Raw genomic sequence first — 25,928 nt, forward strand, 5'->3', positions numbered from 1 at the left:
CTGACTCGAATCTAGTTGGTTGCTGTGCCCCCATCAAGCGAAAACTCTCCTGTGCTCAATATTGCGGGCTACCGCTTCGTCACGATTGACGATGCGCCCGAGCTGCGCGATCGCCTTCATGGCCAAGCCCGGCATCATGCACTGCTCGGCACCGTGCTGCTCGCGCAAGAAGGTATCAACTTCTTTCTCGCGGGCGCGGCCGACAGCGTGCGCGCCTTTCTTGATGAGCTTGGCGCAGACCCGCGTTTCACGGGGCTCGAAGTCAAGGAAAGCTGGTCTGCCAAGGCGCCCTTTCGCAAGCTGCTCGTGAAGGTCAAGCGCGAGATCATTCGCATGAACCATCCGGCCATCCAGCCCGCCTCTGGCCGCGCGCCGGCGGTCGATGCAACCACCGCCAAGCGCTGGCTCGACCAGGGCCATGACGACGACGGGCGCGAAGTGGTCACGCTCGACACGCGCAATGCGTTCGAGGTTGATCACGGCACGTTCGAAGGCGCGATCGACTGGCGCATCGACAAGTTCAGCGAGTTTCCGCAGGCGCTTGACGCCCACAAGGCGCAGCTGGAAGGCAAGACCATCATCAGCTTTTGCACCGGCGGCATTCGCTGCGAGAAAGCGGCGATCTACATGCGTGAAGCCGGGCTCGACCATGTGTGGCAGCTCGATGGCGGCATCCTGAAATATTTCGAGGAAACCGGCGGCGCACACTTCAAAGGCAACTGCTTTGTGTTTGACGAGCGCCGCGCGCTCGATGCGGATCTGGCACCGCCTGCGAATTAGGGGCCGTTGAGGCTAGTCGTCGCGCAGCACGTGCAGCACCTGCGAGCCGAATTCGCGGGAATACAAAATGCCCACGACAACTGCTGTCGCAATAGCAAAGACGAGCGGCGAAAAAATCCACGCCATCGCCGCGAATGAAAAGTAATAGGCGCGAATACCGTCGTTGAACGTTTCAGCGGCCAGGCCGAGCAGCGTGCCCGCGCGATTGGCATAGTGCTCACGCGCGAATTTGCCTGACTCGAATTCGGCGGGCGGCGGCATGGCGCCCAGCACAAGCGAGGCAAAGGTGTACTGCCGCATCGACCACGTGAAGCGAAAGAACGCATTGACGAAAATGCCCAGCAGCACCAGCACCTTCAGCTCGAAGACGAGCATCGATGTGCGCGTGACGAACGGAATCTCGCGCACGAACTCCGCTGCCTTGTCGGTCGTGCCGAGTGCGGCCAGCAAACCGCCAATCACGATCATGGTGGCAGAGGCAAAGAACGACGGGCTGCTTGCCAGGCTCTGCGTGATGATGCCGTCGATCATGCGCGGGTCGCGATAGGTCGCCTGCAGCATCCAGTAGCGGCGATAGCGATTGGTCGTCGCCAGCAACGACGGCCGCTTGCCGCCCCAGTACCTGGCAAACCACGCGTAGCCCATCCAGGCCGCGAAGAAAAACAGCAGCGCGAGCCAGTCGTACCAGGGAAGGATGGCAAAAACTTGCATCGCAGGATGATAGAGAGTCGGCGCGTGCCCGCCGGCCTCAGGACATCGGCTCTGGCGGTATGAACCTCACCGGTGGCAACGGGATGAATTCAGCGTCGCCCGCGACAGCGCCCATGCGCTGCGCCTCCCAGTCTTCGCTCGCCTGCACGATGCGCTCCTTGCGGCTGGACACGAAGTTCCACCACATGTGGCGCGGCGCATCGAGCGGATCGCCGCCGATCACGACGAAGCGCGCGCCTTGCGCGGACTCGATGTGCGCGGGCGCCGCCGTGTCGAGCACGCCCAACGCGCGCAGCGGCAACGCTTGCCCGTCAACGGCGACTTCGCCTTCAACAACATAGATCGCCATCTCGGGCACCAGCGGCGGCAGTTCAAGCCGGCCGCCCGCTGCAAGCGCTACATCCAGATAGAGCGTGCGCGAAAACGCCTTGACGGGCGACACGGCGCCAAACGCTTCTCCGACCATCACACGAATGCGTGCGGTGGCAAGTTCAACTTCAGGAATGTCTGCCGCAGGCGTGTGGGTGAACGACGGCTCGATCTCTTCGTATTCGACGGGCAGTGCCGTCCAGAGTTGCAGGCCGTGGTTCACGAATGATTTGCCCCGCAGGTCGTCGGGCTTGCGCTCGGAATGCACGATCCCGCGGCCCGACGTCATCCAGTTGATCGCGCCGGGCTCGATGCGCTGCTCGCTGCCCAGGCTGTCGCGATGCATCATCGCGCCCTCGAACAGATACGTGACTGTCGCCAGGCCGATATGCGGATGCGGCCGCACATCGTGATTGGCTTCGGGCCGCTCAGTGACCGGCCCGAAGTGATCGAAGAAGATGAAAGGCCCGACGCTGCGCTGCCTGGCTGCTGGCAGCACGCGCCGGACGACAAACCCGCCGCCCAGGTCTTTTTCATGGCCGGCGAGTTGGAGCGATAGCGTCATGCCGCCATTGTCGCTCGACGCGCGCCGGTGCCGCGCATGCCGTCCAGGCTCCAGCCGCCGGCGCCGAATGTGGCGATCGCCAGCAGGCCACCCACCACCGCGATGTTCTTGAAGAACGCCTGCTGCTGCATCATCACCTGCGCTGCATCGGCGGACCAGTAAGCGTGGAAGATCGGCGTGATCACCGCGACAAAGATTGCGAGGCCCAGTGCGGCCCAGCGCGCCTGCCAGCCGACCAGCAGCAGCAGGCCCAGCCCCAGTTCGGCCACGATGGCAATCGCTGCGCAGACTTCCGGCAGCGGCACACCCATCGACTGGATGTAACCCACCAGGCCCGAGAAGCCGGCGATCTTGCCCCAGCCGGCGGGCACAAACAGCAGCGCAATGAGCGCGCGGCCAATGAGTGCAAACAGGTCCTGCACGGGCGGTTTGGAGAGCGGGTGGGTGGTGTTCATGAAAAATTCCCTTTGAGGTTGGTGAAGAAAAAAACAGGTGGCAGAACTGATCAGGCTTCCAGGTCGAAGACCAGCACTTCTGCCTTCTGGCCGTTGGACAGCGCAATGCGCGTTTCGTTCTGGAGCATGGCGGCGTCACCGGCGCTGAGCTTCTGGCCATTGACTTGCAGCTCGCCCTTGACAAGGTGCACGTAGCCCTTGCGGCCCTCGGCAATTGCCAGCTCGGCATGTTCGCCACCATCGAAGAGCCCGGCATACAGGCGCGCATTGGCGTGGATGAGCACCGAGCCTTCAGCGCTGTCGGGCGAGGCGACCAGGCGCAGCTTGCCGCGCTTGTCGCTCTCGGGGAACGACTTCTGCTCGTAGCTGGCAGGAATGCCTGTGACGTTCGGCATGATCCAGATCTGCAGGAAGTGCGTCACCTGGTTGTCGGCGTGGTTGAACTCGCTGTGCTGCACGCCCGTGCCGGCGCTCATGCGCTGCACATCGCCAGGCGGGATGCCCTTGACGTTGCCAATCGTGTCCTTGTGCGCCAGATTGCCTTCGAGCACGTAGCTGATGATCTCCATGTCGCGGTGGCCGTGCGTGCCAAAGCCGGTGCCCGGCGCGATGCGGTCTTCATTGATCACGCGCAGGTTGCCCCAGCCCATGTGCTTGGGGTCGTAGTAGTTGGCGAACGAAAAGCTGTGGAACGACTTGAGCCAGCCATGATCGGCAAAACCGCGATCGTTCGATTTGCGAAGTGTGAGCATGGCGGGGTTCCTTTCGTCTCTGTGAAGCACCCACTGTAGGTGCGCGCTGGCACGCCGTGTGTCACCCGGCTTTGATGGCATCATTCAAAAAATCTGAACGCGCCAACCCATCCATGCAAAAAGCCAGAGAAGCCCTCACGCCCGACGCGCTCGCGTTGCTGCAAGCCGTTGCGCAAGCGGGCAGCTTTGCATCGGCCGCACGCGAACTCGGGCTTGTTCCCAGCGCCGTGACTTATCGCATCCGGCAGATTGAAGACGCGCTGGATGTGCTGCTCTTCGATCGAAGTTCGCGGCAGGCCCGCCTGACGGACGCCGGCATTGAGCTGCTGCGTGAAGGCGGCCGCCTGTTGCAGGAGATGGACGCTGTCGCCAATCGCGTCAAACGCGTGGCGACAGGGTGGGAGTCGCAGTTGACGATCGCAGTGGACACCGTGATTTCGTGCTCGACGATGATGGAACTCGTCCAGACGTTCTTCGGGCTCGCCCCCACCACACGCGTGCGGCTGCGCGACGAATCACTCTCCGGCACGCTGGAAGCCGTGACGACCGGCGGCGCCGATCTGGCCATCGGCATTCCTGTCGAGCCGGGCAATGCGCTGGGCGTTCAAACCGCCGTGCTCGGTGAATTGCCTTTCGTCTTGTGTGTTGCGCCGCACCATCCACTGGCGGCCATGAGCGATCCGCTGTCTGATGAGTTGCTGCTCAAGCATCGCGCCATCGCCGTGGCTGACTCGGTCAAGCAAGGCACTGCCGTGACGTTTGGCCTGCTCGCCGGACAGGATGTGCTCACGGTGCCGACGATGGCTGCCAAGCTCGACGCGCAGTTGCGCGGGCTCGGTGTCGGCTTTGTTCCCGAGCCGATGGCGCGCGCGCATGTGGAACGCGGCACGCTGGTCGTCAAGCAGGTCGTGCGCAGCGAACGCATTCCACGTATGAGTTACGCCTGGCGCACCACGCCGCCGCCTGGCCGCGGGCTGCAATGGTGGCTGCGGCAGCTGGAAAGCCCGGCCACGCGCCGCGCACTGCTCGAAAGACATGCGCACGCCTGATCGTGGTGCACAATGACCCGCATGATGGGAAAGAGGAACATCGCCGTTATCGGCGCCGGCATCGCGGGTCTCGCGTGTGCCCGCACGCTCATGCAGGGCGGGCACAACGTCACTGTCTTCGAACGCAGCACACACGTGGGGGGTCGCGTCGCCAGTCGCGAGACACCCTTCGGCAGTTTCGATCACGGCGCGCAGTACTTCACGATTCGCGATCCCCGTTTTGAGCAAGCGATTGCCACAACGCGTGGCTCTTGCAAACCGTGGAGCGCCAATGCCGTGCGCGTGCTCGACCCGCATGGCCGCGTCGCGGAAGCCGCGCTGCCCACGCGTGAGGCGCATTGGGTGGGCGTGCCCTCCATGAGGTCGCTGCCCGAACGTTGGGCCGAGCCGCTGGCCGCTGCCGACCGGCTTGTCTTGCAGACGCGCGTGACGCGCATCGAGCGCGATGCGATTGATGCCAAGCGCTGGCAATTGCAGACGAGCGGCCCGGAAGATTCGGTGCATGTGTATTCCGGCTTCGACCACGTGCTGGTGGCAACGCACCATGCGGTGACGAGCGCCATCCTCTTGGAGTCAAAGGCCACTGCACTGCTGCAGCAAATTTCGGGCGTCGAAGTCTCGCCCTGCTGGACGCTGATGCTGACCTTCCCGCAGGCGATGCAGGCAACGCTCGGCCACCTCGGCCCGCAGTGGAATGCGGCGCTCAGCACGCACCACCGCGTGGCCTGGCTCGCGCGCGAATCGTCCAAGCCGGGCCGCGCCCCCATCGAGCGCTGGACAGTGCAGGCCAGTGCCACATGGTCTGAAGAACACCTCGAAGATGACGCACCGCGCGTGCAGGCCAAGCTGCTGAAGGCGTTTGCGGAAATCACCGGCATCCTGACCGAGCCTGACGACGCACACGTGCACCGCTGGCGCTGGGCCAAGACACGCACACCACTGGGCCGCAGCCACCTGTGGGACCGCAAGAGCGGCATTGGCGTGTGCGGCGACTGGTGCCTGGGCCACCGCGTTGAAGACGCATTCGTCTCTGGCCTGGAACTCGCGCTGCACGTCCACAAGGGCTGACGCGTGAGCGGCCGGCGTTACGTCGGCCGGTTCGCGCCCTCGCCAACCGGCCCCCTTCATGCGGGCTCGATGGTGGCCGCGCTGGCCAGCTGGCTCGATGCCCGCGCCAGCAATGGCCTGTGGCTCGTGCGTATCGAAGATGTCGATACGCCGCGCTGTACACCGCATGCGGCAGCAACAATTCTTCGCCAGTTGTCAGACTGCTCGCTCGTGGCCGACGAACCACCGCTGTGGCAGTCGCAGCGCGGGCATCTCTATCAACACGCGCTGGACCAACTGGTTGCCGGGCACCGCGCCTACCCATGCAGCTGCTCGCGCAAGGATATCGAGCTGGCACTGGTCGCCATGGGCCGCACACGCGAGCGCAACACCGAATTGATCTACCCCGGCACCTGCCGCGACGGCCTGCACGGCAAGCCCGCACGCGCGTGGCGTTTTCGATGCGATGGTGGCGTGGTGCACTGGCTCGACAGGCGCATGGGCGCGCAATGGCAGGACGTCGCGCAAGACGTGGGCGACTTCGTGCTCAAGCGTGCGGACGGCCTGTGGGCTTACCAGCTCGCCGTGGTCGTTGATGATGCGGACCAAGGTGTCACGCACGTGGTGCGCGGTGAAGACCTGGCGGACAACACGGCGCGGCAAATCCAGTTGCAGCAAGCGCTCGGCCTGCCATTGCCCTCGTACCTGCACACACCGCTTGTGCTGGGCGACAACGGCGAGAAGCTGTCCAAACAGAACGGCGCACAGGCCATCGACACGTCTGATCCGTTGCGCGTGCTCAATGCTGCTGCGCGTGTCCTGGGCTTGAATCCGCACGCGGGTCAGGCTGCCGATGCGTTGCTCGCGTGGACCGCCCAGTGGCGACTTTTACAATCGACGGTGTGACAGAAGACAGCAACACCCCCGCGGCGCCTGCAGGCGTCGCCCATCCCCGATCAATCCGCAGCTTTGTGACGCGCGTGGGCCGCGTCACCACCGGCCAATCACGCGCGCTCGAAGAACTCGGGCCGAAGTTTCTTGTGCCCTACAAGGCAGAGCTGCTCGACCTCGCCAGCACCTTCGGGCGCGAGGCGCCGACGATCCTCGAAATCGGCTTTGGCATGGGCGAGGCCACCGCGCACATCGCAGGCCTGATGCCCGAGAAAAACTTTCTGTGCTGCGAGGTGCACTTGCCCGGTGTGGGCGCGCTGCTCAAGCGCATTGGCGAGCAGGGGCTGACGAACATCCGCATCATTCAGCACGACGCCGTCGAGGTGCTCGACCACATGTTGGCCCCCGCTGTGCTGGCGGGCGTGCATGTGTTCTTCCCTGACCCGTGGCACAAGGCGCGCCATAACAAACGCCGCCTGTTGCAGCCGCCGCTGGTGGCGAACCTGGCGCGGCATTTGATGCCGGGCGGCTACCTGCATTGCGCCACCGACTGGCAGCCTTATGCCGAGCAAATGCTCGAAGTGCTGGGCGCTGAGCCAGCACTTGAGAACACGGCGTCAGGCTATGCCGCCAAGCCCGACTACCGCCCGCTCACCAAGTTTGAAAATCGCGGGCTGAAGTTGGGGCACGGCGTGTGGGACGTGGTGTTCCAGCGGCAGACCGCTAGACAATCTCTCGCGCAGAAATCTGGTACTTGAAGTCATCGGGCGCATAAGAGTCATACCGCCCATCTGCGCCTTCTGCGATGGGATACATGACGAATCCCATCTTCGGGCCTCTGGAATTCGGCAGCTTCACATCGTGCGCCGAATTCCACGCGAGCCAGTTGCCCTCCCAGCCGCCGAAGAGCGCCTTGTTCACTGGCGCGACCAGCGAGTTCTGCGTGGTCTTGATCCACTCGGGCGTCTCCTGGCGCATCACCTTCGCCACATCGGCCGGGTCCATCGCTGTCCAGCCGCGTGCCTGCAAATACACCTCGGCACGGCAGTGCTGCGCGCCCTTGAGGCTGGCGGAGTTGCCGCCAAGTTCGCGATAGCCGAAAGCTGATGGCGCGAGACGCAAGCCGTAGAAGTCGCGCGCCGGAAGCTTCACCGCGCGGCACAGGCCCACGAACAACGCATTCAGGTCAGCACACTTGCCGCCGAGGTTGCCTGTCTCGAGCATGGACTTGATGTCGCCCTCGCCGCAGCCGCGCACCTTCGGCTCGCGGTAGGTGTTGGCAACGATCCAGTCGTAGATGGCACGTGCCTTCTCTTCGTCGGTGCGGGCGCCACGCGTTGCCTCAAGCGCCGTCTTCAGCACGATGCCGTCAGTCGGGATCAACGCGGTGGGCCGCGTGTGATACGCGAGCGTGTCCGCGTCTTCATTCACGGCGGTGCGGCTTCGCCAGTCAGTCGCGCGGTTCCTGGTGCGCACGCGGCTTGTCACCTCGACATACGGAGCGGGCTCGTTCGCATCAAATTCGGCGTAAACCATGCGAGCGCCACTCACCCCGTCGCTGGTCATCTGGATCTTGCCGTTTGTTATGGAGCGGCTGTCGAGCGAACTCTGCCACTCGCTATCGACCGAAGGCACCGGCAGCCACACGCGCGTGACGCCCTTGGGGGCCAGCAAATCGACTCGCGTCGTCACGTCGAACGTGCGCCAGTCACCCGGCTTGGGCTCGAACGTTCGCGCTTGCGCAAAGCCTGGCAATGCAAAGCCAGCGGCAGCGGCGGACACGGAAAGGGAAACGGAACTCTGGATGAATTGGCGGCGTGTTTTCATGCGCCGATTGTCGCTGACCGCCTATTGGAAGAGCAACTCGACCTGGCGCCCCGCTTGCGCCGTGGACCAGTCGAATTCGCCGCGCATTCGCCAGCGCGCAACGCCACCAGCGCTCAGGCCAATCGTCGTCGGGAAGGCGCGCACGCCGCACTGCGCCGCGAACTTGCCTTCAGCGTCGAGCACGATGGGCAGCGCCATGCCCGTGCGCCGTGCGAAGCCCGCTGCCGTCAAGCGTGACTCCTTGAAGTTGATGGCGAGCACGACCAGCTGTTTGTCACCGTAGAACTCGCCCAGCTGCTGCAGCGTCGGCATTTCAGCGCGGCACGGCTCGCACCAGCTCGCCCAGAAGTTCAGCAGCACGGCACGCCCGCGCAGGCCCGCAGACGTCCAGTGCCGGCCGTCCAGGTCCACCAGGTCGAGCGGCGCCAGCGGCTGCTTTGCTGGCCAAGGCGTGAATTCAGCTGCCACTGCGGGCAAGGCCGCACACGCTGCCCACGAGAGCGCAGCGCGAAGATATGTCCTTCTCGTATGTGCAACTTGCATGAGATTGCGCGGCGCGTGCTGCATCCACTGATTGTCCTGCCATTGCCGCTGGAGTATTGTCAGGCATCGAAATTGCAGGGCACGTCGCCGAAGGGGATTGACATGCACATGACGCACCGCACCATCTCACGCCGGGCCCTGATCACCAGCTCTGCCGCTTCTGTCGGCCTTGCTGCACTGGGTGCCAGCACCACTGCCTGGTCACAAGCCAAAGGTGCCGCACGCAAGATCATCCTGGGCCAGTCCGTGCCGCTCACCGGTGTGGCGAGCGAAATCGGCATTGCATTTGCCGGCGGCGCCAAGCTGTACATGGATTCATTCAATGGCCGCAAGAACAACCCCGGCTACACCTTCGAGCTGCGCCAGGTCGATGACGGCTACAGCCCCGCCAAGGCCAGCGAGAACGCGAAGAAGCTGCTCGCCGATGGTGCCGACCTGCTGTTTGGCTTTGTAGGCACGGCCAGCAGTGACGCGGTTGCCGCCATCGCCCAGAAAGAGGGCGCCATCTTCTTCGCGCCCTTCGCCGCCTCCGACACCTTGCGCGACGCAGCGCATGCCAGCGTCTTCCACGTGCGCCCTTCGATGTTTGACGAGGCGTTCAAGATGGTCAGGCATTGCGCGACGCTCGGGCAGTCGCGCATTGCCGTGGTGGCCGAAGATGATGCGATGGGCCGCGCCGGGCTCGACGCCGTGCAAAAGGCACTGGCCGACCAGAAGCTGCCGCCACTCGTGGGCTCTGCGTTCGTGCCGGTGAACAGCGACAAGGTGGACGCCGCCGTGGCTGCCATTGCCAAGCTGCAGCCGCAAGCCATCATCCAGGCGTCGCTTTTCAACTCAACCGCTGCCTTCATCCGCAAGCTGCGCAAGACGGGTTACGGCGGCGCATTCCTCAACTTCTCCGTGGTCGGAATCGACCCGCTCTTCACGGCACTGGGCAAGGAAATTGGCGGCGTTGTGGTTTCACAAGTTGTGCCGTCACCCAAGAGTTCGGCGACGCCCATCGTGAAGGAATATCTCGCGGCCATCGATACATCGGACCAGACGCCTTCTTATGAGAGTCTGGAAGGATTCATCGCAGCAAAGACGCTCGCCGAAGCCGTTCGCCGTGCCGGCAAGGGCGCTGACCGCGCAACCATGCAGCGGACCATGGCGTCGATGACCGACTTCGATATCGGCGGCTTCCGCATCAACCTGCGCCCCGGCCTGCGCGACTCGATCCGCGCGATTGACCTGGTGACGATCACGCCCGACGGCAAAGTCGTGCGCTGAGCGTTTCAGGCGCCTGCTGAGGGCCCAATCCGTACGGCGCGTACCTGGGCCGCTCGCTCGGCCAACGTAGCCGCAGTTGCCAGTTCAGACCGTTCCAGCATCGGAACTATTTACCGACACCCGTTACTCAGTGCGTTCCGCAAACAAAACGGGAAGTCGCCATGCGCCCAGTCGCGCCACCACCAACCAGATCCGCGCCTGCGGAGGGTTTGCGACCAGCCGGCGACCCATTTCGCCGCGTGACTGCCGCCACGCCACAGCCGCGGGTCCGGATGCACATCGCCCAACACGCCGCGCAGCAGCAAATGGAAAGCGACCTGCCGAACCGGCCTTTGCAGACGTCGCAAAGCCAGCTCTCGCAGGCGGGGCACATGGCTCGGCTTGGCGGCGACCTCGTCATCTCTGTCGCAAACTTCCTGCGGCCAGATGAAGTCGCCAGCCTTGGTTCGACGTCGCAACACCTGCGCGCCGCCATCGGCTCCGATCCCGGTCACCAGCGCATGCTGGTAGCGGCAGCAAATTCCCACGCAAATCCGAGTGATGCGAATTCAGATCAATTGGCAGCAGCCAATGCGCACAGGCTGGGTCTGCAACCCACGTCGCTTGTGGATGCGGAAAGTGCAGTCGTGGCAGTGCGGCTTCTCTGCATGAAACTGCTTGAGATGCTGGACAAAGACGAGGTCAATTTCGCCAGAGTATCGAACGCGTGCAGTGTACTGAACCAGCGGTGTCGCATCATCGAATCCCGAGGATGGGACTCTGTCGAGTTGCTGCGCCAGACATTCGATGGAGAGTTGCGGCCCTGGATCAGGAGCGACAAGTGCGAGAGGCTTGCGCAACGCCTTGCGCCGCTCAGGGGAAACGACGAGGCTGGCGAGGCCAAGTTCATCGTGGCTTTGATGTGCGAGGTGGCCGAACAGCATGTTCACGACCCAAGCAAAGCCGTGATCAAGCCTTTTGTCGATACGGTGTTCGCGTGCGCGGCTGCATCGCAGGACACGTCGTTGCCGCCTGATGGGCCAACGTCCTGGGGCTATCGGATTCTTGTTGCAGCAAAAACAGTGAATGACATCTTCGACGGGTTGCCCACACCGCAGAATTTGACTAACGCCCGACAGTATTGCTACGCGCTCCTGAGCAAAATGCACATGAGCGACACAATCTCACATCGCAACTTCATGGACGGTCTTCGTCAAAATGCGCAAGCTGACAGCCCATTCGCTCGCCTGATCGACCTAATTCAAAGTGTCGGTGGTGAAGTCGTTCCCATGACCACCGCTGAGCGCTCCCGGCTCGGTGAAAGCCTGGTGCAAGCATTGCGCAACCGGGAAATATCTATGAGCATTCTCGGCAAGGTCCATCCGGAATTCGACATCGCGCCGGTATTGGAAGCGGCGCTGAAGACGCGGTCGCTCGGGACGCATGACGTTCAAGCAATGGATATCAACTGGCAACTAATTCGGGAGGAACTGCTTCAAAGCAGGATTGAAAGTCATTTCCGCCTGGTCAGGAATCAGGACGACCAAGTTCAGGAAGTGATCCTGCGTCTCTACAACGCGGTGGACGATAGCGAGGACGATGACGGGGGCGATATCGAGGACGAGAACGATGTGCACGTGCGCGGACTCATGAACGCGCCTTTCACATCTTGACCCAACCTGGGTTTCGGCTAAGCACCATCCGACTCAGGCGCGCTCAGCCACCCAGCCCTGTACCGACTGCAACGCACCTGCCAGCTTGCCTGGCTCTGTGCCGCCGGCCATGGCCATGTCGGGCTTGCCGCCGCCCTTGCCGCCAACTTGCTGGGCGACGAAGTTCACGAGGTCACCCGCCTTCATCTTGCCCATGCTGTCAGCGGTGACGCCAGCTGCGATCTGCACCTTGCCGCCATCGACGGCGGCGAGCACGATGGCCGCTGTCTTGAGCTTGTCTTTGAGCTTGTCCATGGTGTCGCGCAGCGTCTTGGCGTCAGCGCCATCGAGCAGCGCAGCCAGCACGCGAATGCCCTTCACGTCGACAGCTTGAGCAACCAGTTCGTCGCCCTTTGAAGAAGCCAGCTTGCCCTTGAGCTGCGCGACTTCCTTCTCGAGCGCACGCACCTGGTCGAGCACTTGCGACAGGCGCCCCTGCACTTCCGTCGGCGCCGCCTTGAGCGTGCCCGACATGCTGTGCACGGTGGACTCCAGCTGTTGCAGGTAGGCCAGCGCATTGGCGCCCGTCACGGCTTCGATGCGGCGGATGCCGGCGGCCACACCGCCCTCACTCACGACCTTGAACAGGCCGATGTCGCCCGTGCGATGCACGTGCGTGCCGCCGCACAGCTCGCGGCTCGAACCGATGTCGAGCACACGCACCGTGTCGCCATATTTCTCGCCGAAGAGCATCACGGCGCCTGTGGCCTTGGCGGCGTCGATCTCCATCACGCGCGCCATCGTCTGCTGGTTGGCGAGGATTTCCTCGTTCACCCGCTTTTCAATTTCACGGATCTGCTCGTCGCTCACGGCGTGGTTGTGCACGAAGTCAAAGCGCGTCTTGTCGGCATCGACCAGCGAGCCCTTTTGCTGCACGTGGTCGCCCAGCACTTCACGCAGCGCCTTGTGCATCAGGTGCGTGACGCTGTGGTTGCGCATGGTGGCCTGGCGGCGCTGCGCATCGATCTTTGCCACGACAGCGTCGCCCACCTTGAGCGTGCCCTGCGTCTGCGTGCCGTGATGGCCGAACACATCCGACTTGATCTTCTGCGTGTCTTCCACACCGAACTGCACACCCTCAGCCGCGATGACGCCACTGTCGCCGACCTGGCCGCCGCTCTCGGCGTAGAACGGCGTGACGTCGAGCACGACGATGCCCTGCTCACCTTCATGGAGCTGCTGCACCGACGCGCCGCCGTGATACAGCGCAACCACGCGCGCCGACTCTTCGAGCTTTTCATAGCCGGTGAATGCGTTGCCGATGCCCGCGTATTCAAGCGCGCGGTCCATCTTGAACTTGCCAGCCGCGCGGCCTGCCGCCTTCTGCTTGTCCATCGCGGCGTTGAAGCCCGCTTCATCGACCGTGACATCACGCTCACGGCAGACGTCTGCCGACAGGTCGAGCGGAAAGCCGTACGTGTCGTGCAGCTTGAAGGCCACGTCGCCGGGCAACTCCTTCTGGCCGCCGGCAAGCGCGGCATCCAGAATTTCCATGCCGTTTTCCAGCGTCTCGAAGAAGCGCTCTTCTTCTGCCTTCAAGGTGTCGATGATCTTGTTCTCGTTGGCCTTCAGGTTCGGGTACGCCTCACCCATCAGCGCCACGAGATCGGGCACGAGCTTGTGGAAGAACGGCGTCTTCTTGCCGAGCTTGTAGCCATGGCGGATCGCGCGGCGGATGATGCGGCGCTGCACATAGCCGCGGCCTTCGTTCGACGGGATCACGCCGTCGCTCACGAGGAACGACGTGGCGCGGATGTGGTCGGCGATCACGCGCAATGATTTGTTTTCAAGATCGGTCACGCCTGTCTCGCGTGCGGCGGCCTTGATCAGCGCATCGAAGATGTCGATCTCGTAGTTGCTGTGAACATGCTGCAGGATCGCTGCGAGGCGCTCCAGGCCCATGCCCGTATCAACGCACGGTGCGGGCAAGTTTTTCACGCTGCCATCGGCCTGCATGTCGAACTGCATGAACACGTGGTTCCAGATTTCGATATAGCGGTCGCCATCCTGCTCGGGCGAGCCGGGCGGGCCGCCAGGGATGTGCGGGCCGTGGTCGTAGAAGATTTCAGAGCACGGGCCGCACGGGCCGGTGTCGGCCATCATCCAGAAATTGTCGGACGCGTACTTCGCGCCCTTGTTGTCGCCGATGCGCACCACGCGGTCAGCGGGCAGGCCAATGACCTTCGTCCAGATGTCATAAGCCTCGTCGTCGTCGATATAAACGGTGGCCCAGAGCTTTTCTTTCGGCAGCTTGTACACCTCGGTGAGCAGCTCCCAGCCCCACACGAGTGACTCGCGCTTGAAGTAGTCGCCAAAGCTCCAGTTGCCCAGCATCTCGAAGAAGGTGTGATGCCGCGCGGTGTAGCCCACATTTTCAAGATCGTTGTGCTTGCCGCCGGCTCGCAGGCACGCTTGCACGGAGGCAGCACGCACATAGGGGCGCTTGTCGGTGCCCAGGAACACGTCCTTGAACTGCACCATGCCCGAGTTGGTGAACATCAGCGTCGGGTCGTTGCCCGGCACGAGCGGGCTGGAAGCAACGACCGTGTGCGCCTTGGACGCGAAGAAGTCCAGGAAGGTCTTGCGGATGTCGGCGACTGAAAAATTGGGCTTGCTCATAGGGCTGTGGATGCGGGTGGCAAACGCCGCAGAATGGAACGGCGCAAACCCGCGTGAATGCTTGATCTGACTCGGTTCGGGTGAACTTTTCATTATAGGTGTCGCTCTTATTTCCCATGCTCAAGATCGCCCGTTCCCTCTTCACAGCCCTGGCCCTGGTTGCGGCCTGCATGGCACATGCCGCAGACCCCACCTACCGCGTCATCAACACGATGCCCGACTACTGGAAGTACGAGGCCGCAGCCAAGGGGCTCGATGCCAATGCGCAGCTCAAACTTTTTCGCGAACTCGTCATCGAGCGCTACCCCGAGATCTACACCGCCAGGGTGATAGGCCTGGACGAGACCAAGCCCGTTGATGTGGAACTTGCGAAGCGCTTTGTGCGCACGCAAAGAATGATGGGCGACAAGACCGCGCAGATCCGAGCAGTCTCCGATTCGATCGCGGCCGACCTGCCACGCTACGAAGCAAAATTTCGCCAGACATTCCCGGACCTGGACTTTCGCGGCAACATTTACTTCATGCACACGCTGGGCGGCTTTGACGGCGGCACGCGCAAGATCGACGGCAAGACCACCTTGCTCTTTGGCGTGGACATGATCGGCTACGTGTATGGCGCGGATGTGGACCCGCAGCCCTTCTTCCACCACGAGCTCTTTCACCTGTACCACGACCAGTTCAAGGGCAACGGTGCGCACAGCACGCTGTTCGCGGGTGCGCTGTGGCGTGAAGGGCTGGCAACCTACGTGGCGCAGGCGCTCAACCCGCAAGCCAGCGGCGTATCGATCTTTGCCCTGCCCAAATCAACACCCGACCGCGTCAAGGCCGACCTGCCGCGCATTGCACGCGACATGCGCCAGCTGCTCGATTCACGCGACAAGAAGGACTACCAGCGCTATTTCACCGGCGCGCGAGAAAACGGCGAGCCGCCGCAGCGTGCCGGCTACTACGTGGGCTACCTCATCGCATCAAAGCTCGGCAAGACGCACACCCTGCAGGAACTGGCCAAGATGCCGTTTGCGCAGGTGCGTGTGAAGATCGAGAAGGCGTTGGAGGAGATGGAGGCGGGGCGGTAGCGCGCCACCAAGGCAAAAGCCCTAGTGACCGGTATCGCCTGGTAAAACGTTCAGGCCTTCCAGCTTTGAGAAGTCCCTGTCATGGGTCACAAGCGCTGCGGCACCAACCTCAAGCGCCGTCGCCGCTTGCAACGCGTCCGGCAGTCGCAAGCCCGTCGCGGCCCGCAGGCGAGCTGCAGTCACTGCAATTTCTGTAGAAACCGGAACGACTTCAAAGCTCTCCAACGCCCTTTCGTAGCGCTTGGCCAATGCGTCGAGGCCTTGCTTGAGCGGACCTACGAGGACCTCGGCCATTGTGATGGTTGATATGGCAACGCGCAGCCGCCCACCATCGACGGCCTCAAACAAGCCCTGGAACAACTTGAAGTAGCGTGCGTTGTCTTCCAGCATGTAGATGAGGGGCGCGGTGTCAACGACGACAAGATCGCCGTCGACCAACCCGCCCCACAGGGGCTGAACCTTGCGTGTGGCCATTTGCGCGTCAGCTCCAGTCGTCTCGCAACTCAGCGACGTACTTGGCTGCTGACTTGCCCCACAACCCCTTGCCAGTCCCGCGCAGGGACAGAAGCGCCGATTTGCGGCGCGACTTCACCAGCAGGTCGGGCGACACGATGGCTGCGTAAGGCTTTCCGTGCTTGGTAAGCAAACTACCCTCGCCCGCATGGGCAAGGGCTGCCAACTGTGGCAGCTGCTTGCGGCCTTCTTCCAGGCCGAGGGTGCGCGTTGCTCGCATGATTGACTTTCTGTACAGACTGTACGGATTGTCTCACAGGCTACGCGTACCTCGCCCCCAACTTCAGCGCCACCACCTGCGGCTCGACTTCGATGGCGTCTTCATCCATCGCCTGGGCGCTGCCAAGCCAGCTGACCGGGAAGCTGCGCAGGTTGTCTTGCTGGTGGCACCACGCATCGATGTACCAGTTGTCGCGGTAGTGCACCAGGCGCTGCGGCGAGATCTCGCACTCCTGCACTTCGCCAGTCTGCCTGTCGCTGTGCGTGACCTTCATCCGCTTGCGGGCCAGCGTTGCGCTGGCAGCAACCACGAACAAAGGTGGTGCCGGGCCGCGCTCGTCTGGCGGGACGACATGCAGGCGATCAGCAACGGCGCTCTCAGGCAACCCGTTCGTGGCCATCAACTGGTTCAGCTTTGCGCCCAGCGGCCGCAGTTTGGCACCGAGCTTGCCACCCGACAGTTCAGCCAGAACGCGTTGCATGGTCAACAGGCCAAGCACTTCATCGCCGCTGAACCACAGCGCTTGCGCGGCGGTGGCTGGCTGCGACGACTCGACACGGTAGCGGCCCGTGGCGCGGTCAAAACGCACGGGCACCTGCATCTGCTCGCGCAGCTTGACCAGGTCGCGCTTGAAAGTCGCTGGAGAGATGCCGTGGCGCGACATCAACTCGCGCCGCGTCATTCCGAGTCTGCCCCCAAGTAATACCGGGTACTGCGACAGACGTACAAACTCACTCATTGGCTAATCCCCACTTCATTTTTTGATTACTTCTTCTTCCCTGAAGTGATTGCCGCTTTGAAAGAGGCACCGCAAGAATCGCAGGAATCGTTGACTGAAACAATAGGGACTGCCCGCGCGGCCTCCTTCATTTGTAGGAGATGCGGCCAAATCCGGCCAGTAGACGAGAATGGCCCATGAACGTCCTTTACTACTGGAAAAATTTCGAAGCCGATTTGAAGGCGGGCCGCTTGGGCTACTTCAAGGCGGATGCCGGCAAGATGCAGGCGCTGCTAGACGGCTACCCTGACTACATCTGGGTCCTGAAGACCCCGAAGGGGCGCAAGGGCGAGGTGCAAGTGCTGGCGCGGCTGAAGTGGCTCGACAAGGCGCCGCCAGGCGTCAAGCCAGAGCCGGGCCGCGTGTACATGCACTACGACTTCAAGGACGACAAGTCCATCCAGTTCACCGACAGCGACTCAGAAGAAGCCATTGCCGCGACCACCAAATGGGTTGGCCTGCACTTCCCGCGGATGGTGTCAGCGAACTTCCAGGGGGCGCAGGGGCAGGAAGAGCTGCGTGGTGGGGCGTTGAAGGAGCTGGAGCAGATTGCGAGTGGCTGGCAGCACACGGCGTTCAGGGAATTGGTGGCGTAGGTGGTGGCGCAGGGGCGAGGCCTGACGACCTAGCTGGTCTTGCCCCCTCCCCCTCTGGGGGAGGGTTGGGGTGGGGGCACAGCGGCGCGGGCCAAACACAGCAGCATCTCCACCTCACTACTCATGGCCAGTCGATCCAGCCCACGCATTACAATTGCGATGCAATGATCAAGGAGCGACCATGAAGACCGCCACACTGCCCGCCCTGCGAGTTGAACCCAAGCTGCGCGCCGCAGCCGAACGTGCACTCCGACAAGGCGAAACGCTGTCTGGACTCATGGAGGCTGCGCTGACCAGCTATGTGAGCCATCGCGAAGCCGATCGCGATTTTCTTGCGCGGGGCCTGCGCTCAGCGAAAGACGCTCGCGAACAGAACCAGTACATCAGCGCGGAATCCGTCATAGGGAAACTGGAAAAACGGCTCGCCGCTGCGAAGAAAAAAGCCGGACGATCCATGGCAGGTCGATGAATAGCTACAAGGTCCGATTCACGGCGCAAGCCGAAGCCGATCTTCTGCGCCTGTACGACTTTCTCCTGGAGCATGACCTAGCAACTGCGGAGCGCGCACTGAACGTCATCAAGGACGCACTGCGCCTGCTGGAGCAGTTTCCGTTTTCGTGCCGCAAGGCGGGTGATGGCGAGCACGGTCCCAGAATCCGGGAATTGGTGATCCCATTTGGCGCGACAGGCTACGTTGCCCTGTTTGAGATTGACGATGCCACCACCGTCACCGTGCTCGCCTTACGGCACCAAAGAGAAAACGACTATCACTAACGGGTATTGCTTGCCACGCAGCACGCAAACAGCACCTCAGCCGTTTCCACGACCTCGGCCCTGAAGTAGCGCGACAGATCGCCGGCGGTGCGCAAGTCCACCCTGCGCCCACCCAACAAGTCCGATAGCTCGATCTCCATGGCGGCAACGCCGAATAGACCGGGCATATGCGCAGCGTCGAACTCCACATGCAAATCGACATCACTGTCAGGCCGAGCCGTGCCCTTGAGCTGGGAACCAAAAAGCGCGAGGCGCCGAATGTGACGCGCCCCGCAGAATCGGGCGACTGTCGCTTCGTCGATGTTCAGGCTTGGGTGCATGTTGATTGAACTTTGCGGCCGCCACTTGCACGTGCGCGCAACGCTGCGAAATACGGAGCATTTGCCTCGCCGGTTCGCGGGGACGATGCGCCGTCCATCACAAGCCGCCTCAGTTCCTGCCTGTCTTGCTCCCCTTGCGAATCGACAAGACGATTCATCTCGTCCGGAAGGTAAGTGTTCTTCTTGGTCATGAGGCCGATGCTAGCGGCCTTGGCAACAAATGGACACCCAATGCAATTGAGCCTCAGTCCGCCATCGCAAGCAAGCGATCCGCAAACTCGCCTTCACCACTGACAGTAATCAGCACCTTAGCCGTTTCCACGACATCGGCCCTGGCAAGCCATCACGGATCGAGGGCACGCACCCGATTCAACACGTTCTCCATCAACTCCGACACCCTGCCCTCCCCCACCTCCCGATTGAACCGCCCCTTGCATTGATCCGCCACCCACAAGTGCGGTCCGAGCGCAACCTTGAACGAAAACATAGCGATCGACTTGTCGCTCTCATCGCGCACCACAAACACCAGCAAGTCCCCTATCGACACTTCGTCAAGCAAGTCAGCCACGCAGTTGCTCAGCGCCTGCCCCTCGCTCCACAACCAGTGGCTGTTGTCGATTGCATAGGCCACTAGCCCGCGATGCTCAACCGAGGCGATGGGCACACTCCATCGCACGAGCGGCCCACGATCTGCACCAATCGACACACGCCACGCCCTCTCAAGCGCGACCCACCCAGCGCGCCGCTGATTCACGTCTGGCGCCCATCCGAAATCGACCAACCACTCCATCACCAGGCGAAAGGTCGAATGCATGAAGTGGTCGCGGTCGTCCACGGCTTCAATCGCATCAAAGTGCCGCCACGCGGCGTGAATCACCTGCGCGATATCCGATGGCTGCCAGCCCGCCACCTGTAGTTCAAGAGCGGGCTCCCACACAGACCCGCAGAAAAAATCGCATGGCGCGAAGTGCGGGCCGATCGCACCAAACACATTGGCCAGCATGATTTGCAAGCTAGGCCCGTTGTTCATCGACTCATACAGCCGATAAGGCGCATTCACCGCCAACCAGCGCCAACCGGCGTTCGTCAGACCCTCGGAGCGGAGCACATCGCGCATGTCGCGCATACCCGTGAGCGGCACCCCGGCACCCGCCAGCGCATGCACGCCCGGCATGAACCAGACGAGATGTGGTGCATGCACCAGCAGCTGGTCATAAAGCCGGCGCGATCTGCACACACGCAAGAGCGCATGACCATCGACCGCTGGCAGGCACGCGAGCTCATGCACACGTTTGGCCAGTGGCAGGCATGCAGATGCCGCGCTGAGATCGTCCAGCAAACGGCGCAAAGGCTTCGTGCGCCGCCACACGCGCAGGTATTCACCACCGTGCCCCTCGCGGTCTTGAAAGAGCGCCAGCGTGTGCGCGCGCAGCAGCAAGTCGGGCAGCGCCGCGCGATGGGTGCGAACAAGCCCGCCATCGACGCGTGGCTCATCGCCACTGACGATGAGCTTGTGCCATTCGACAAGCGCATCGCCATGCAAGCCGAATGCTTCGCCCAACATCCGCAAAGCACGAATCGCCTCAGCTTCGCGCAGCGTGTGGCCGTTCAAGCCATTGGCTTCGATAGGCAGATCGAACAAACCCGCGGACCGAGCGTTCGCGCCGATGCGCTTTGCTTCGCGCACGAAGCGCCCGGCGTGGGCGAGCAGCGCGGGGTGGTGAATGGTCGAATCGCGCATGGCCACTAGTGAATGCACCGGCGCCTGGTGCGATGCGCCGCCGTAACCACCACCTCTTCGCCGACCACCACGGCATAGACATCGAAGAACCGTTCGGCCTGCGCGTATTGCGTGCGGCTGAGCACGCCCTGCAAGCGGCGACGCGTGTCCTTGTTCACCGTTTTGAGCACAGCGCCATGCCCGTCGTGCATCGACTTGCCGTGCTGCATGAGCAGCGCGAGAAACCACGACGGACTGCCGTGCTGCTGGAGGCGGATGGAGGCATGAGTGGTGAGGCGGATGCCGGAGGCGGGATCGGGTGGCATGGGTGACTCCTGGGGCGGCGGGGGAGCCATGGTGCGGGTGGGTGGGCTCAGGGGGTGAGCCTGGGGGCTGATCGCTTGGACAGGGGTTGGGAGCGAACGCGTGGGATGCGAGGCTCACGTCATGGCTGCGTGAAAAACTGCATTGAGCGGATGGATGAACCAGACCTCAACACACCATCGATTCAAGCTCCTACACGATGCCGGCCCGGTGACCTTGCACTGGTTGTGCGCGCTGTACATGAAAAAATCTCGGCTGCATCGTCGAGGTGATCTGTGCCGACACGAGAAGCGACTTCGTGGTTTTCAAGAAGGACGCGGGACCCTTGTGGACGTGCGAGAGTCGAAGCGTGATGAAGTGGACAGATCGCGACAAGACGTTCCGCAGGAAGCGCGGGCCAGTGCCGGATTGTTGTTTGGTTCCGATCGCCAGCACGCTAGGACCAGCACTTCAGCTCAAGGGAAAGTCTGTCCCATCTCGGTTGAGCCTCAGTCGATAGTCGGAACCGAAGGGTGTCGCAACTTAGATCACGATGGTCTTGGCCACCTTAAAGAGCCACTTCAGTGCGGCGATGATTTCCGGAATATACGGTTTGATTTCTTTGTAGGCGTCCTTGAGGTACTCGACGATTCCCGCAAAGGCCGACTGTTCGCTCTTTTCAGTCGTGACGTCCTCCTCCATTTGATTTAGGAATCCGAGCTTCTTGTCGTTTGGGACGATGTCAATGATTGCCTCAACAAGTGCTCCAAGGTTGTACTTCTCGACGGCGGAGATGGCAATCACTTGATGTGTTGGAACACGAAACTTGTCAGACGCCCAATGCGTCCGCTCTCCGATCGTTTTCATCTGGGCGAGCCCGGGCTGGTTGGCCTCGGTGTTCCAATCTCGAATTGGATTGAGTCGATCAACCTGGTTCACCACGACAAGAAATGGCGTCTTGGCGAGCTCAAGTTGGGGCTTGATGACCTCGTCGTAGAAAGACTCGTCTACCGTGAACGTTCTGTCATCCGCTTTGATGACCCAAATGATGAGGTCGAGCTTCGGAATCACTTGCTGATAGAGCGCTTTGTACTCCGCGTCGCGAAGCTTGTTTTCGCCCACGCCGGGTAGGTCAATGACAGTGATGCCCGACCCGTCCTGACTCATTTGAATAAACACTTCTTGAGGATGCCTTGTGCACGCATCTATATCTGCAACCCTTGCTGTGTCCTTTCCAAACAGGGCGTTGCACAAACTCGATTTACCAACTCCGGTCTTGCCAAATATCCCGACTGTAGGAATGAATTCCCCCAGTTCGGCAATTTTTTCTTCGAGATTCTTAATCATTTCCTCTGGCACTTTGTTCTCACGAAAGGCCTTTAACAAATCTGCTTGTAGAACACGCTTCAGTTTCTTTCGATGAATCATGGAATCCTCCTTTGGTGTGGATCGATAAACAGTCATAGCGAGACACTCATCGATTCAGGGCAGTTTTTACCTTCTTCGCCACGCTCTCAACATGGTTCATATCAAGTCCTGGGCCTTCTGACGATATGAAGAGATTTACATCCTCGACATATCCGTTCGAGGCATACCATGCGCGCTTTTTCGCCCAGCCCTGTTTGTAGTCTTCTCGGTCAAGCATTCCTAAGTGCTCCCAGAGAATTAGCTCACCGGCATCGGTTTCCCAACTGAAGTCAGGCCGAAGCCGATACGGATACCCTTCCCCCTCCAGCTTCCGGTTGTACGTGTAGTCGGCAAGCCCCACATCGGCACCAGCAAAGTACGTCGCCAAGGCCAGCTCGGACTTGCTCTGCACCATCACGTTCTTCGATGTTCGATGAACTAGATGTGCTGCATATGGAAAGTCATCCCCATGCCGAATGCCTACTGCAAAGAGATTTGTATTTCGCTTCGCGGTTTCGGAATTAGTTGGTTTCGAAAGTTCATACAGTGCAGAGGCGTCGTTGCCTTGGACCAAAAGTACTAACTGCTTCTTCGATCGCGTGAGCGCCGTATAAACCAGCTCTCGCGACAGAAAGCGAGTTTTCTCGGGCAGCACCACGAATACTGTGTCGAACTCGCTTCCTTGAGCTTTGTGCACGGTGAGCGCGTAAGCAAGCTCGAGCGGCGCATGATCGCTCGAAAATTGGGAGCGCCTGAATCCAAATCTCACGTCCGGTCGTTGGGCAAATGCGATGTTCATAAACTTGCCCTTCCCGTCACCTGGCGGCTGGGCGGCAATTCCGATTTCGCCATTGGCCAAGTACTCACCTTCGACTTTCTGTTTTAGTTTTCCGTTCCAGCCGTCCTTTTTGCCATTTCTCGTGAGAATCACCTTGTCGCCCCAAACAATCTCCTCATCGCCCAGGCTCAACCCCCATGGCTGCCGAGAACTAGCAAGTTGCGGCCCCCGAAATGTGCGCTGACACCAACGATTTAACTGGTGAACGCCATGAGGCTGTAGCCGAACGGGTGACAAGATTTGAAACCGCTCTGCACCGTTGTGGTCGTCGTACGGAACCCAACCCTCCTTTGTCAAACCGAGCGCCGCATTGAAGGTTTCGACATCGACGGGCGAGGCGAGACCCAGCGCAGATACGAACTGCATCCCAAGCAGCGTGTACAGATCTGACGGGGTCTTCCAAGTGCACACACGCAGATCGTTTAGGTCCTCGCCTTGCCCGCTTTCACTGAGCACCCATTCGGCATCGGCTGGTTGTTGTTCGCGCGTAAACCACGACGCGAGTTTCAAGGTATCCGACGACTCGTCCTGACCCGCAGTCCGCAGCTCTATGCCCAGACGCGCCAATGCCCCGAAGTGGGCGCTACCCGAATTTGCACTATCGAGGTGTGCTACCAAGTCAGCAAACGGCCGCCCTACTCCAATAGGTGGGAGCTGATTTGGGTCGCCTACCAGAATCATCCGTTTTACATGCGTAAGATCGAGCGCCAGTAGCACAGCCAGCAAGTCATCCATCGTGAGCATTGAACACTCGTCGATAACTACAGTTTTCTCCTTCCGGTATTTCTCCTCGCCCTCGAAGCGGACGATCTGCCTCATTCCGTCATAGCGCTTGAGCTGGAAAAGAAATTGCGCGACTGTCATCGCGCTGGTGTTTGCCTTCTGCGAAAGACGCACGCGCGCCTTCCCGGTGGGTGCCAGAAAAAGAATGCCTTCAGCCGCCAATTTCTTCGACTTGAGCAACCCTGCAAGTACCGTTGTCTTGCCTGTTCCCGCCCGTCCGACGAGGACCGACAGCTTGCGCGTAGTCAACCGCTCCAACGCTTGAGCCTGTTCCACGAGTGCTGATTTGTGACGAGGGTTTTCAAGGTCTGGATGGGTTCCGTTCTCATTCAGCGCTTCCAGAATCAAACCCGACCACTCCTCCGCCGTGCTTGGCACCTGCGCTCCAGCACGAGCCGTCAATAGATTCGAAAGCTGCTTTTCACGTTCACTGAGTTCCTTCAACTGAACGCACTGCACGGCCTCGTCTGTTTCGTGGTTGATGATGAGCCGATGCCGCACAATTTCCTGTGCAAGTAATTTCTCGTTGCCATTTAGCCAATCAAGCGGCGCTTCACATGGGCGAGCAAGATCGAGCTTTCCAAGGGCCAGCAACGCACCCTCGTCAGACAGGAGAGCGTCACCACCTAGTGCAGACCGCCGTAACACCGTGACAAGGCCAGCACGCACCCGGCGCCAATCCAAAGCGGATCCAACAAATGACGGCTCCTCCACGGGATGCGCGGCCTGAACGATCGCATCTGGCATCAATCCACGATCGATGGTCGCCATTGAAATGGCCACATCCGAGTCGTCGCCGATGTCGCATTCGGCGATGCGATAGGGATTGGCAAGAATCTCAGCATCCTTCACCGAACTACGAGAGGCATTCTTGCGCCTACCCGGCTCGAACCACCGTCGAGATTGCGCAGGGCTGAGGCTCATGCGCGACAGTAGACGCAACAGCTGCCTTCGATCGTCCGACAGGCCGATCCATGTATTGGAGACCGCCTTGATGTCGGCCTTGTACGCGTCCTGGGGGGGCGCCTTGGCACCCCTGAGCAGTTGATCGAGCACGGGCCACGGATCGTCGTTCGCTGAAATCTCATTCCTTGCCATGAGTTCCAGCATCAACGATGTACCCAAACGCATACCCAGTGCCTCCAGCGCGGCACCTGCACCAGGAAACGCCCCACGATCCGTCCAGGCTTTCGAAATTTGCTGGTTGAGCCATTCCTCACGCTGGTCCCATGGCCCGGGCGCGATGCCATGTTGTTTGATCTTGCGAACCGAAACAAGACACTTCGCAAGCACAGACAAGGCCACGTCTGCCGACGCCAGTTCGCCAGCATAAGAAAAAGACATCGTATCGACCGCCTCTGGGACTACGGCTATCTCCCCAAGCAGGCCGCGACGCCGCGCATCCTCGACGGAGTCGCAGGTGGGCTCCAGGTACTCGTGATAAGGAAGAAGAAACCCCTTGTGGCCTTCGGGCCGAATCGAGTGGCGGAACTTGCCATCCCAAAGGGGGTAGGTGTTGCCAGGAACGGTTGAGTCGTATTCGAGGATTGCCGACTTGGCTTCGACAGTACCTACACCGACGACCAGTCTTGGATACGTCTCCTCGAGCGGATGGCCGCTCTTCGTATAGAAAAAAACCAACGAGTTGCCATCGGTTAGCCGCCCGAAAAAGAGGTCGCACAAAGCACGTTGCCTTTCCTTGGAAAAGACCCAAGGCGAGGGGAAGGGCGGCTCTTGGTCCGGTGGGAGAGGCGTTGAAAGCCCCGCCTCAATTTCATCCTGGTTACCTCTCAACATCCAATAGAACGGCACCGCGAACGTCGAGTAGGGGGGCACCGGGATGTTGGTCTTCAGCAAGTGTCCGTGCGTGTCTTTCGTCTTCTTGTTGCCCGCGTACGGATGCTCAACAGTCCGAACCCATTGTTCGCGATTCATGAAGGCACCTGATTCCGCTTTGCACGGCGGCAAATCATCTGGCCCCAAGTCGGCGAACAGCTTGCCGCTGAACTTCACTTCTTGTCCGTCTTGCCTG

The 25,928-nt window shown here is 61.2% G+C and carries 26 protein-coding genes; 11 read left to right on the plus strand and 15 right to left on the minus strand.

From position 1 onward, the window contains the following. Window positions 1-51 precede the first annotated feature (51 nt). Complete coding sequence (locus tag GHT07_RS08975) at window positions 52-780, plus strand: sulfurtransferase (RefSeq protein WP_323740852.1); 729 nt, start codon at window positions 52-54, stop codon at window positions 778-780. Between the two features lie 12 nt (window positions 781-792). On the opposite strand, the gene GHT07_RS08980 is transcribed toward GHT07_RS08975, so the two are convergent. The 4 genes from GHT07_RS08980 to GHT07_RS08995 are packed head-to-tail and all read right to left on the minus strand — an operon-like array spanning window position 793 to window position 3,632. Then, the gene (locus tag GHT07_RS08980) at window positions 793-1,491 is read right to left on the minus strand and encodes a DUF599 domain-containing protein (RefSeq protein WP_153584745.1); all 699 of its coding nucleotides are present in this window, start codon (window positions 1,489-1,491) and stop codon (window positions 793-795) included. A gap of 37 nt (window positions 1,492-1,528) precedes the next feature. Further along, the gene (locus tag GHT07_RS08985; RefSeq protein WP_153584746.1) at window positions 1,529-2,425 is read right to left on the minus strand and encodes a pirin family protein; all 897 of its coding nucleotides are present in this window, start codon (window positions 2,423-2,425) and stop codon (window positions 1,529-1,531) included. Further along, complete coding sequence (locus tag GHT07_RS08990; RefSeq protein ID WP_153584747.1) at window positions 2,422-2,880, minus strand: DoxX family protein; 459 nt, start codon at window positions 2,878-2,880, stop codon at window positions 2,422-2,424. The genes GHT07_RS08985 and GHT07_RS08990 overlap by 4 nt, the downstream gene beginning before the upstream one ends. Before the next feature lie 50 nt (window positions 2,881-2,930). Beyond that, complete coding sequence (locus tag GHT07_RS08995; RefSeq protein WP_153584748.1) at window positions 2,931-3,632, minus strand: pirin family protein; 702 nt, start codon at window positions 3,630-3,632, stop codon at window positions 2,931-2,933. Window positions 3,633-3,745: 113 nt separating this feature from the next. On the opposite strand from GHT07_RS08995, the gene GHT07_RS09000 reads away from it, so the two are divergent. Genes GHT07_RS09000 through trmB form a run of 4 tightly spaced genes read left to right on the plus strand, consistent with a single transcriptional unit; the run spans window position 3,746 to window position 7,377 of the window. Beyond that, entirely contained in the window at window positions 3,746-4,681 is a 936-nt protein-coding gene (locus tag GHT07_RS09000; protein WP_153584749.1) for a LysR family transcriptional regulator, read from the plus strand. 24 nt (window positions 4,682-4,705) lie between these two features. Beyond that, window positions 4,706-5,749, plus strand: a complete 1,044-nt coding sequence (locus tag GHT07_RS09005; RefSeq protein WP_153584856.1) for an NAD(P)/FAD-dependent oxidoreductase — start codon at window positions 4,706-4,708, stop codon at window positions 5,747-5,749. Window positions 5,750-5,752: 3 nt separating this feature from the next. After that, window positions 5,753-6,634 carry a tRNA glutamyl-Q(34) synthetase GluQRS gene (gluQRS, locus tag GHT07_RS09010; RefSeq protein WP_323740853.1) on the plus strand — a complete coding sequence of 294 codons (882 nt, stop codon included), beginning with the start codon at window positions 5,753-5,755 and terminating at the stop codon, window positions 6,632-6,634. Further along, complete coding sequence (gene trmB, locus GHT07_RS09015; protein WP_323740854.1) at window positions 6,631-7,377, plus strand: tRNA (guanosine(46)-N7)-methyltransferase TrmB; 747 nt, start codon at window positions 6,631-6,633, stop codon at window positions 7,375-7,377. Before gluQRS ends, trmB begins: the two co-directional genes overlap by 4 nt. Here the strand turns inward: trmB and GHT07_RS09020 are convergent. Together GHT07_RS09020 and GHT07_RS09025 are read right to left on the minus strand one after the other, a co-directional pair. After that, on the minus strand, window positions 7,343-8,446 hold the full coding sequence (locus tag GHT07_RS09020; RefSeq protein WP_153584750.1) for a transglutaminase-like domain-containing protein: 1,104 nt from the start codon (window positions 8,444-8,446) through the stop codon (window positions 7,343-7,345). The genes trmB and GHT07_RS09020 overlap by 35 nt on opposite strands. 21 nt (window positions 8,447-8,467) lie before the next feature. Continuing rightward, a complete protein-coding gene (locus GHT07_RS09025) occupies window positions 8,468-8,914 on the minus strand; it encodes a TlpA family protein disulfide reductase (RefSeq protein ID WP_323740862.1) in 447 nt (148 codons plus the stop codon). 177 nt (window positions 8,915-9,091) lie between these two features. Between GHT07_RS09025 and GHT07_RS09030 the strand changes: the two genes are divergently transcribed. Together GHT07_RS09030 and GHT07_RS09035 are read left to right on the plus strand one after the other, a co-directional pair. Further along, a complete protein-coding gene (locus GHT07_RS09030; RefSeq protein ID WP_323740855.1) occupies window positions 9,092-10,258 on the plus strand; it encodes an ABC transporter substrate-binding protein in 1,167 nt (388 codons plus the stop codon). Between the two features lie 239 nt (window positions 10,259-10,497). Then, window positions 10,498-11,910, plus strand: coding sequence for a hypothetical protein (locus tag GHT07_RS09035; RefSeq protein WP_153584751.1), 1,413 nt, complete (start codon window positions 10,498-10,500; stop codon window positions 11,908-11,910). Window positions 11,911-11,943: 33 nt separating this feature from the next. Here the strand turns inward: GHT07_RS09035 and alaS are convergent, their stop codons facing one another. Then, complete coding sequence (gene alaS, locus GHT07_RS09040) at window positions 11,944-14,568, minus strand: alanine--tRNA ligase (RefSeq protein ID WP_153584752.1); 2,625 nt, start codon at window positions 14,566-14,568, stop codon at window positions 11,944-11,946. 116 nt (window positions 14,569-14,684) lie between these two features. On the opposite strand from alaS, the gene GHT07_RS09045 reads away from it, so the two are divergent. After that, entirely contained in the window at window positions 14,685-15,644 is a 960-nt protein-coding gene (locus GHT07_RS09045; protein ID WP_153584753.1) for a DUF2268 domain-containing putative Zn-dependent protease, read from the plus strand. 21 nt (window positions 15,645-15,665) lie between these two features. Here the strand turns inward: GHT07_RS09045 and GHT07_RS09050 are convergent, their stop codons facing one another. Genes GHT07_RS09050 through GHT07_RS09060 form a run of 3 tightly spaced genes read right to left on the minus strand, consistent with a single transcriptional unit; the run spans window position 15,666 to window position 17,059 of the window. Continuing rightward, entirely contained in the window at window positions 15,666-16,118 is a 453-nt protein-coding gene (locus GHT07_RS09050) for a type II toxin-antitoxin system VapC family toxin (RefSeq protein ID WP_153584754.1), read from the minus strand. Window positions 16,119-16,125: 7 nt separating this feature from the next. Further along, window positions 16,126-16,377 carry a type II toxin-antitoxin system Phd/YefM family antitoxin gene (locus GHT07_RS09055; protein WP_153584755.1) on the minus strand — a complete coding sequence of 84 codons (252 nt, stop codon included), beginning with the start codon at window positions 16,375-16,377 and terminating at the stop codon, window positions 16,126-16,128. Between the two features lie 40 nt (window positions 16,378-16,417). Next, window positions 16,418-17,059 carry a helix-turn-helix transcriptional regulator gene (locus GHT07_RS09060; RefSeq protein WP_194792888.1) on the minus strand — a complete coding sequence of 214 codons (642 nt, stop codon included), beginning with the start codon at window positions 17,057-17,059 and terminating at the stop codon, window positions 16,418-16,420. A gap of 233 nt (window positions 17,060-17,292) precedes the next feature. Between GHT07_RS09060 and GHT07_RS09065 the strand changes: the two genes are divergently transcribed. From GHT07_RS09065 to GHT07_RS09075, 3 genes are all read left to right on the plus strand, one after another. After that, on the plus strand, window positions 17,293-17,751 hold the full coding sequence (locus GHT07_RS09065; protein WP_153584757.1) for a hypothetical protein: 459 nt from the start codon (window positions 17,293-17,295) through the stop codon (window positions 17,749-17,751). 181 nt (window positions 17,752-17,932) lie between these two features. Further along, window positions 17,933-18,220 (plus strand): YlcI/YnfO family protein, encoded by a 288-nt coding sequence (locus GHT07_RS09070; protein WP_153584758.1) that lies wholly within the window; start codon window positions 17,933-17,935, stop codon window positions 18,218-18,220. Next, window positions 18,217-18,525 carry a type II toxin-antitoxin system RelE/ParE family toxin gene (locus GHT07_RS09075; RefSeq protein ID WP_153584759.1) on the plus strand — a complete coding sequence of 103 codons (309 nt, stop codon included), beginning with the start codon at window positions 18,217-18,219 and terminating at the stop codon, window positions 18,523-18,525. Before GHT07_RS09070 ends, GHT07_RS09075 begins: the two co-directional genes overlap by 4 nt. On the opposite strand, the gene GHT07_RS09080 is transcribed toward GHT07_RS09075, so the two are convergent. The 5 genes from GHT07_RS09080 to GHT07_RS21715 form a co-directional block, all read right to left on the minus strand. Next, window positions 18,522-18,845, minus strand: a complete 324-nt coding sequence (locus GHT07_RS09080) for a nucleotidyltransferase family protein (protein ID WP_153584760.1) — start codon at window positions 18,843-18,845, stop codon at window positions 18,522-18,524. The genes GHT07_RS09075 and GHT07_RS09080 overlap by 4 nt on opposite strands. Window positions 18,846-19,188: 343 nt before the next feature. Beyond that, window positions 19,189-20,586 carry a hypothetical protein gene (locus tag GHT07_RS09085; protein WP_153584761.1) on the minus strand — a complete coding sequence of 466 codons (1,398 nt, stop codon included), beginning with the start codon at window positions 20,584-20,586 and terminating at the stop codon, window positions 19,189-19,191. A gap of 5 nt (window positions 20,587-20,591) precedes the next feature. Beyond that, window positions 20,592-20,891: a hypothetical protein gene (locus GHT07_RS09090; RefSeq protein WP_153584762.1), complete on the minus strand. Its 300-nt coding sequence runs from the start codon at window positions 20,889-20,891 to the stop codon at window positions 20,592-20,594. Between the two features lie 520 nt (window positions 20,892-21,411). After that, entirely contained in the window at window positions 21,412-22,296 is an 885-nt protein-coding gene (locus tag GHT07_RS09095) for a GTPase family protein (protein WP_194792889.1), read from the minus strand. Between the two features lie 46 nt (window positions 22,297-22,342). Next, window positions 22,343-25,909, minus strand: coding sequence for an ATP-dependent DNA helicase (locus GHT07_RS21715; protein WP_194792890.1), 3,567 nt, complete (start codon window positions 25,907-25,909; stop codon window positions 22,343-22,345). Window positions 25,910-25,928: the final 19 nt, after the last annotated feature.

The sequence above is a fragment of the Caenimonas koreensis DSM 17982 genome (assembly GCF_009646335.1).
GTDB classification, from domain to species: domain Bacteria; phylum Pseudomonadota; class Gammaproteobacteria; order Burkholderiales; family Burkholderiaceae_C; genus Ramlibacter; species Ramlibacter koreensis.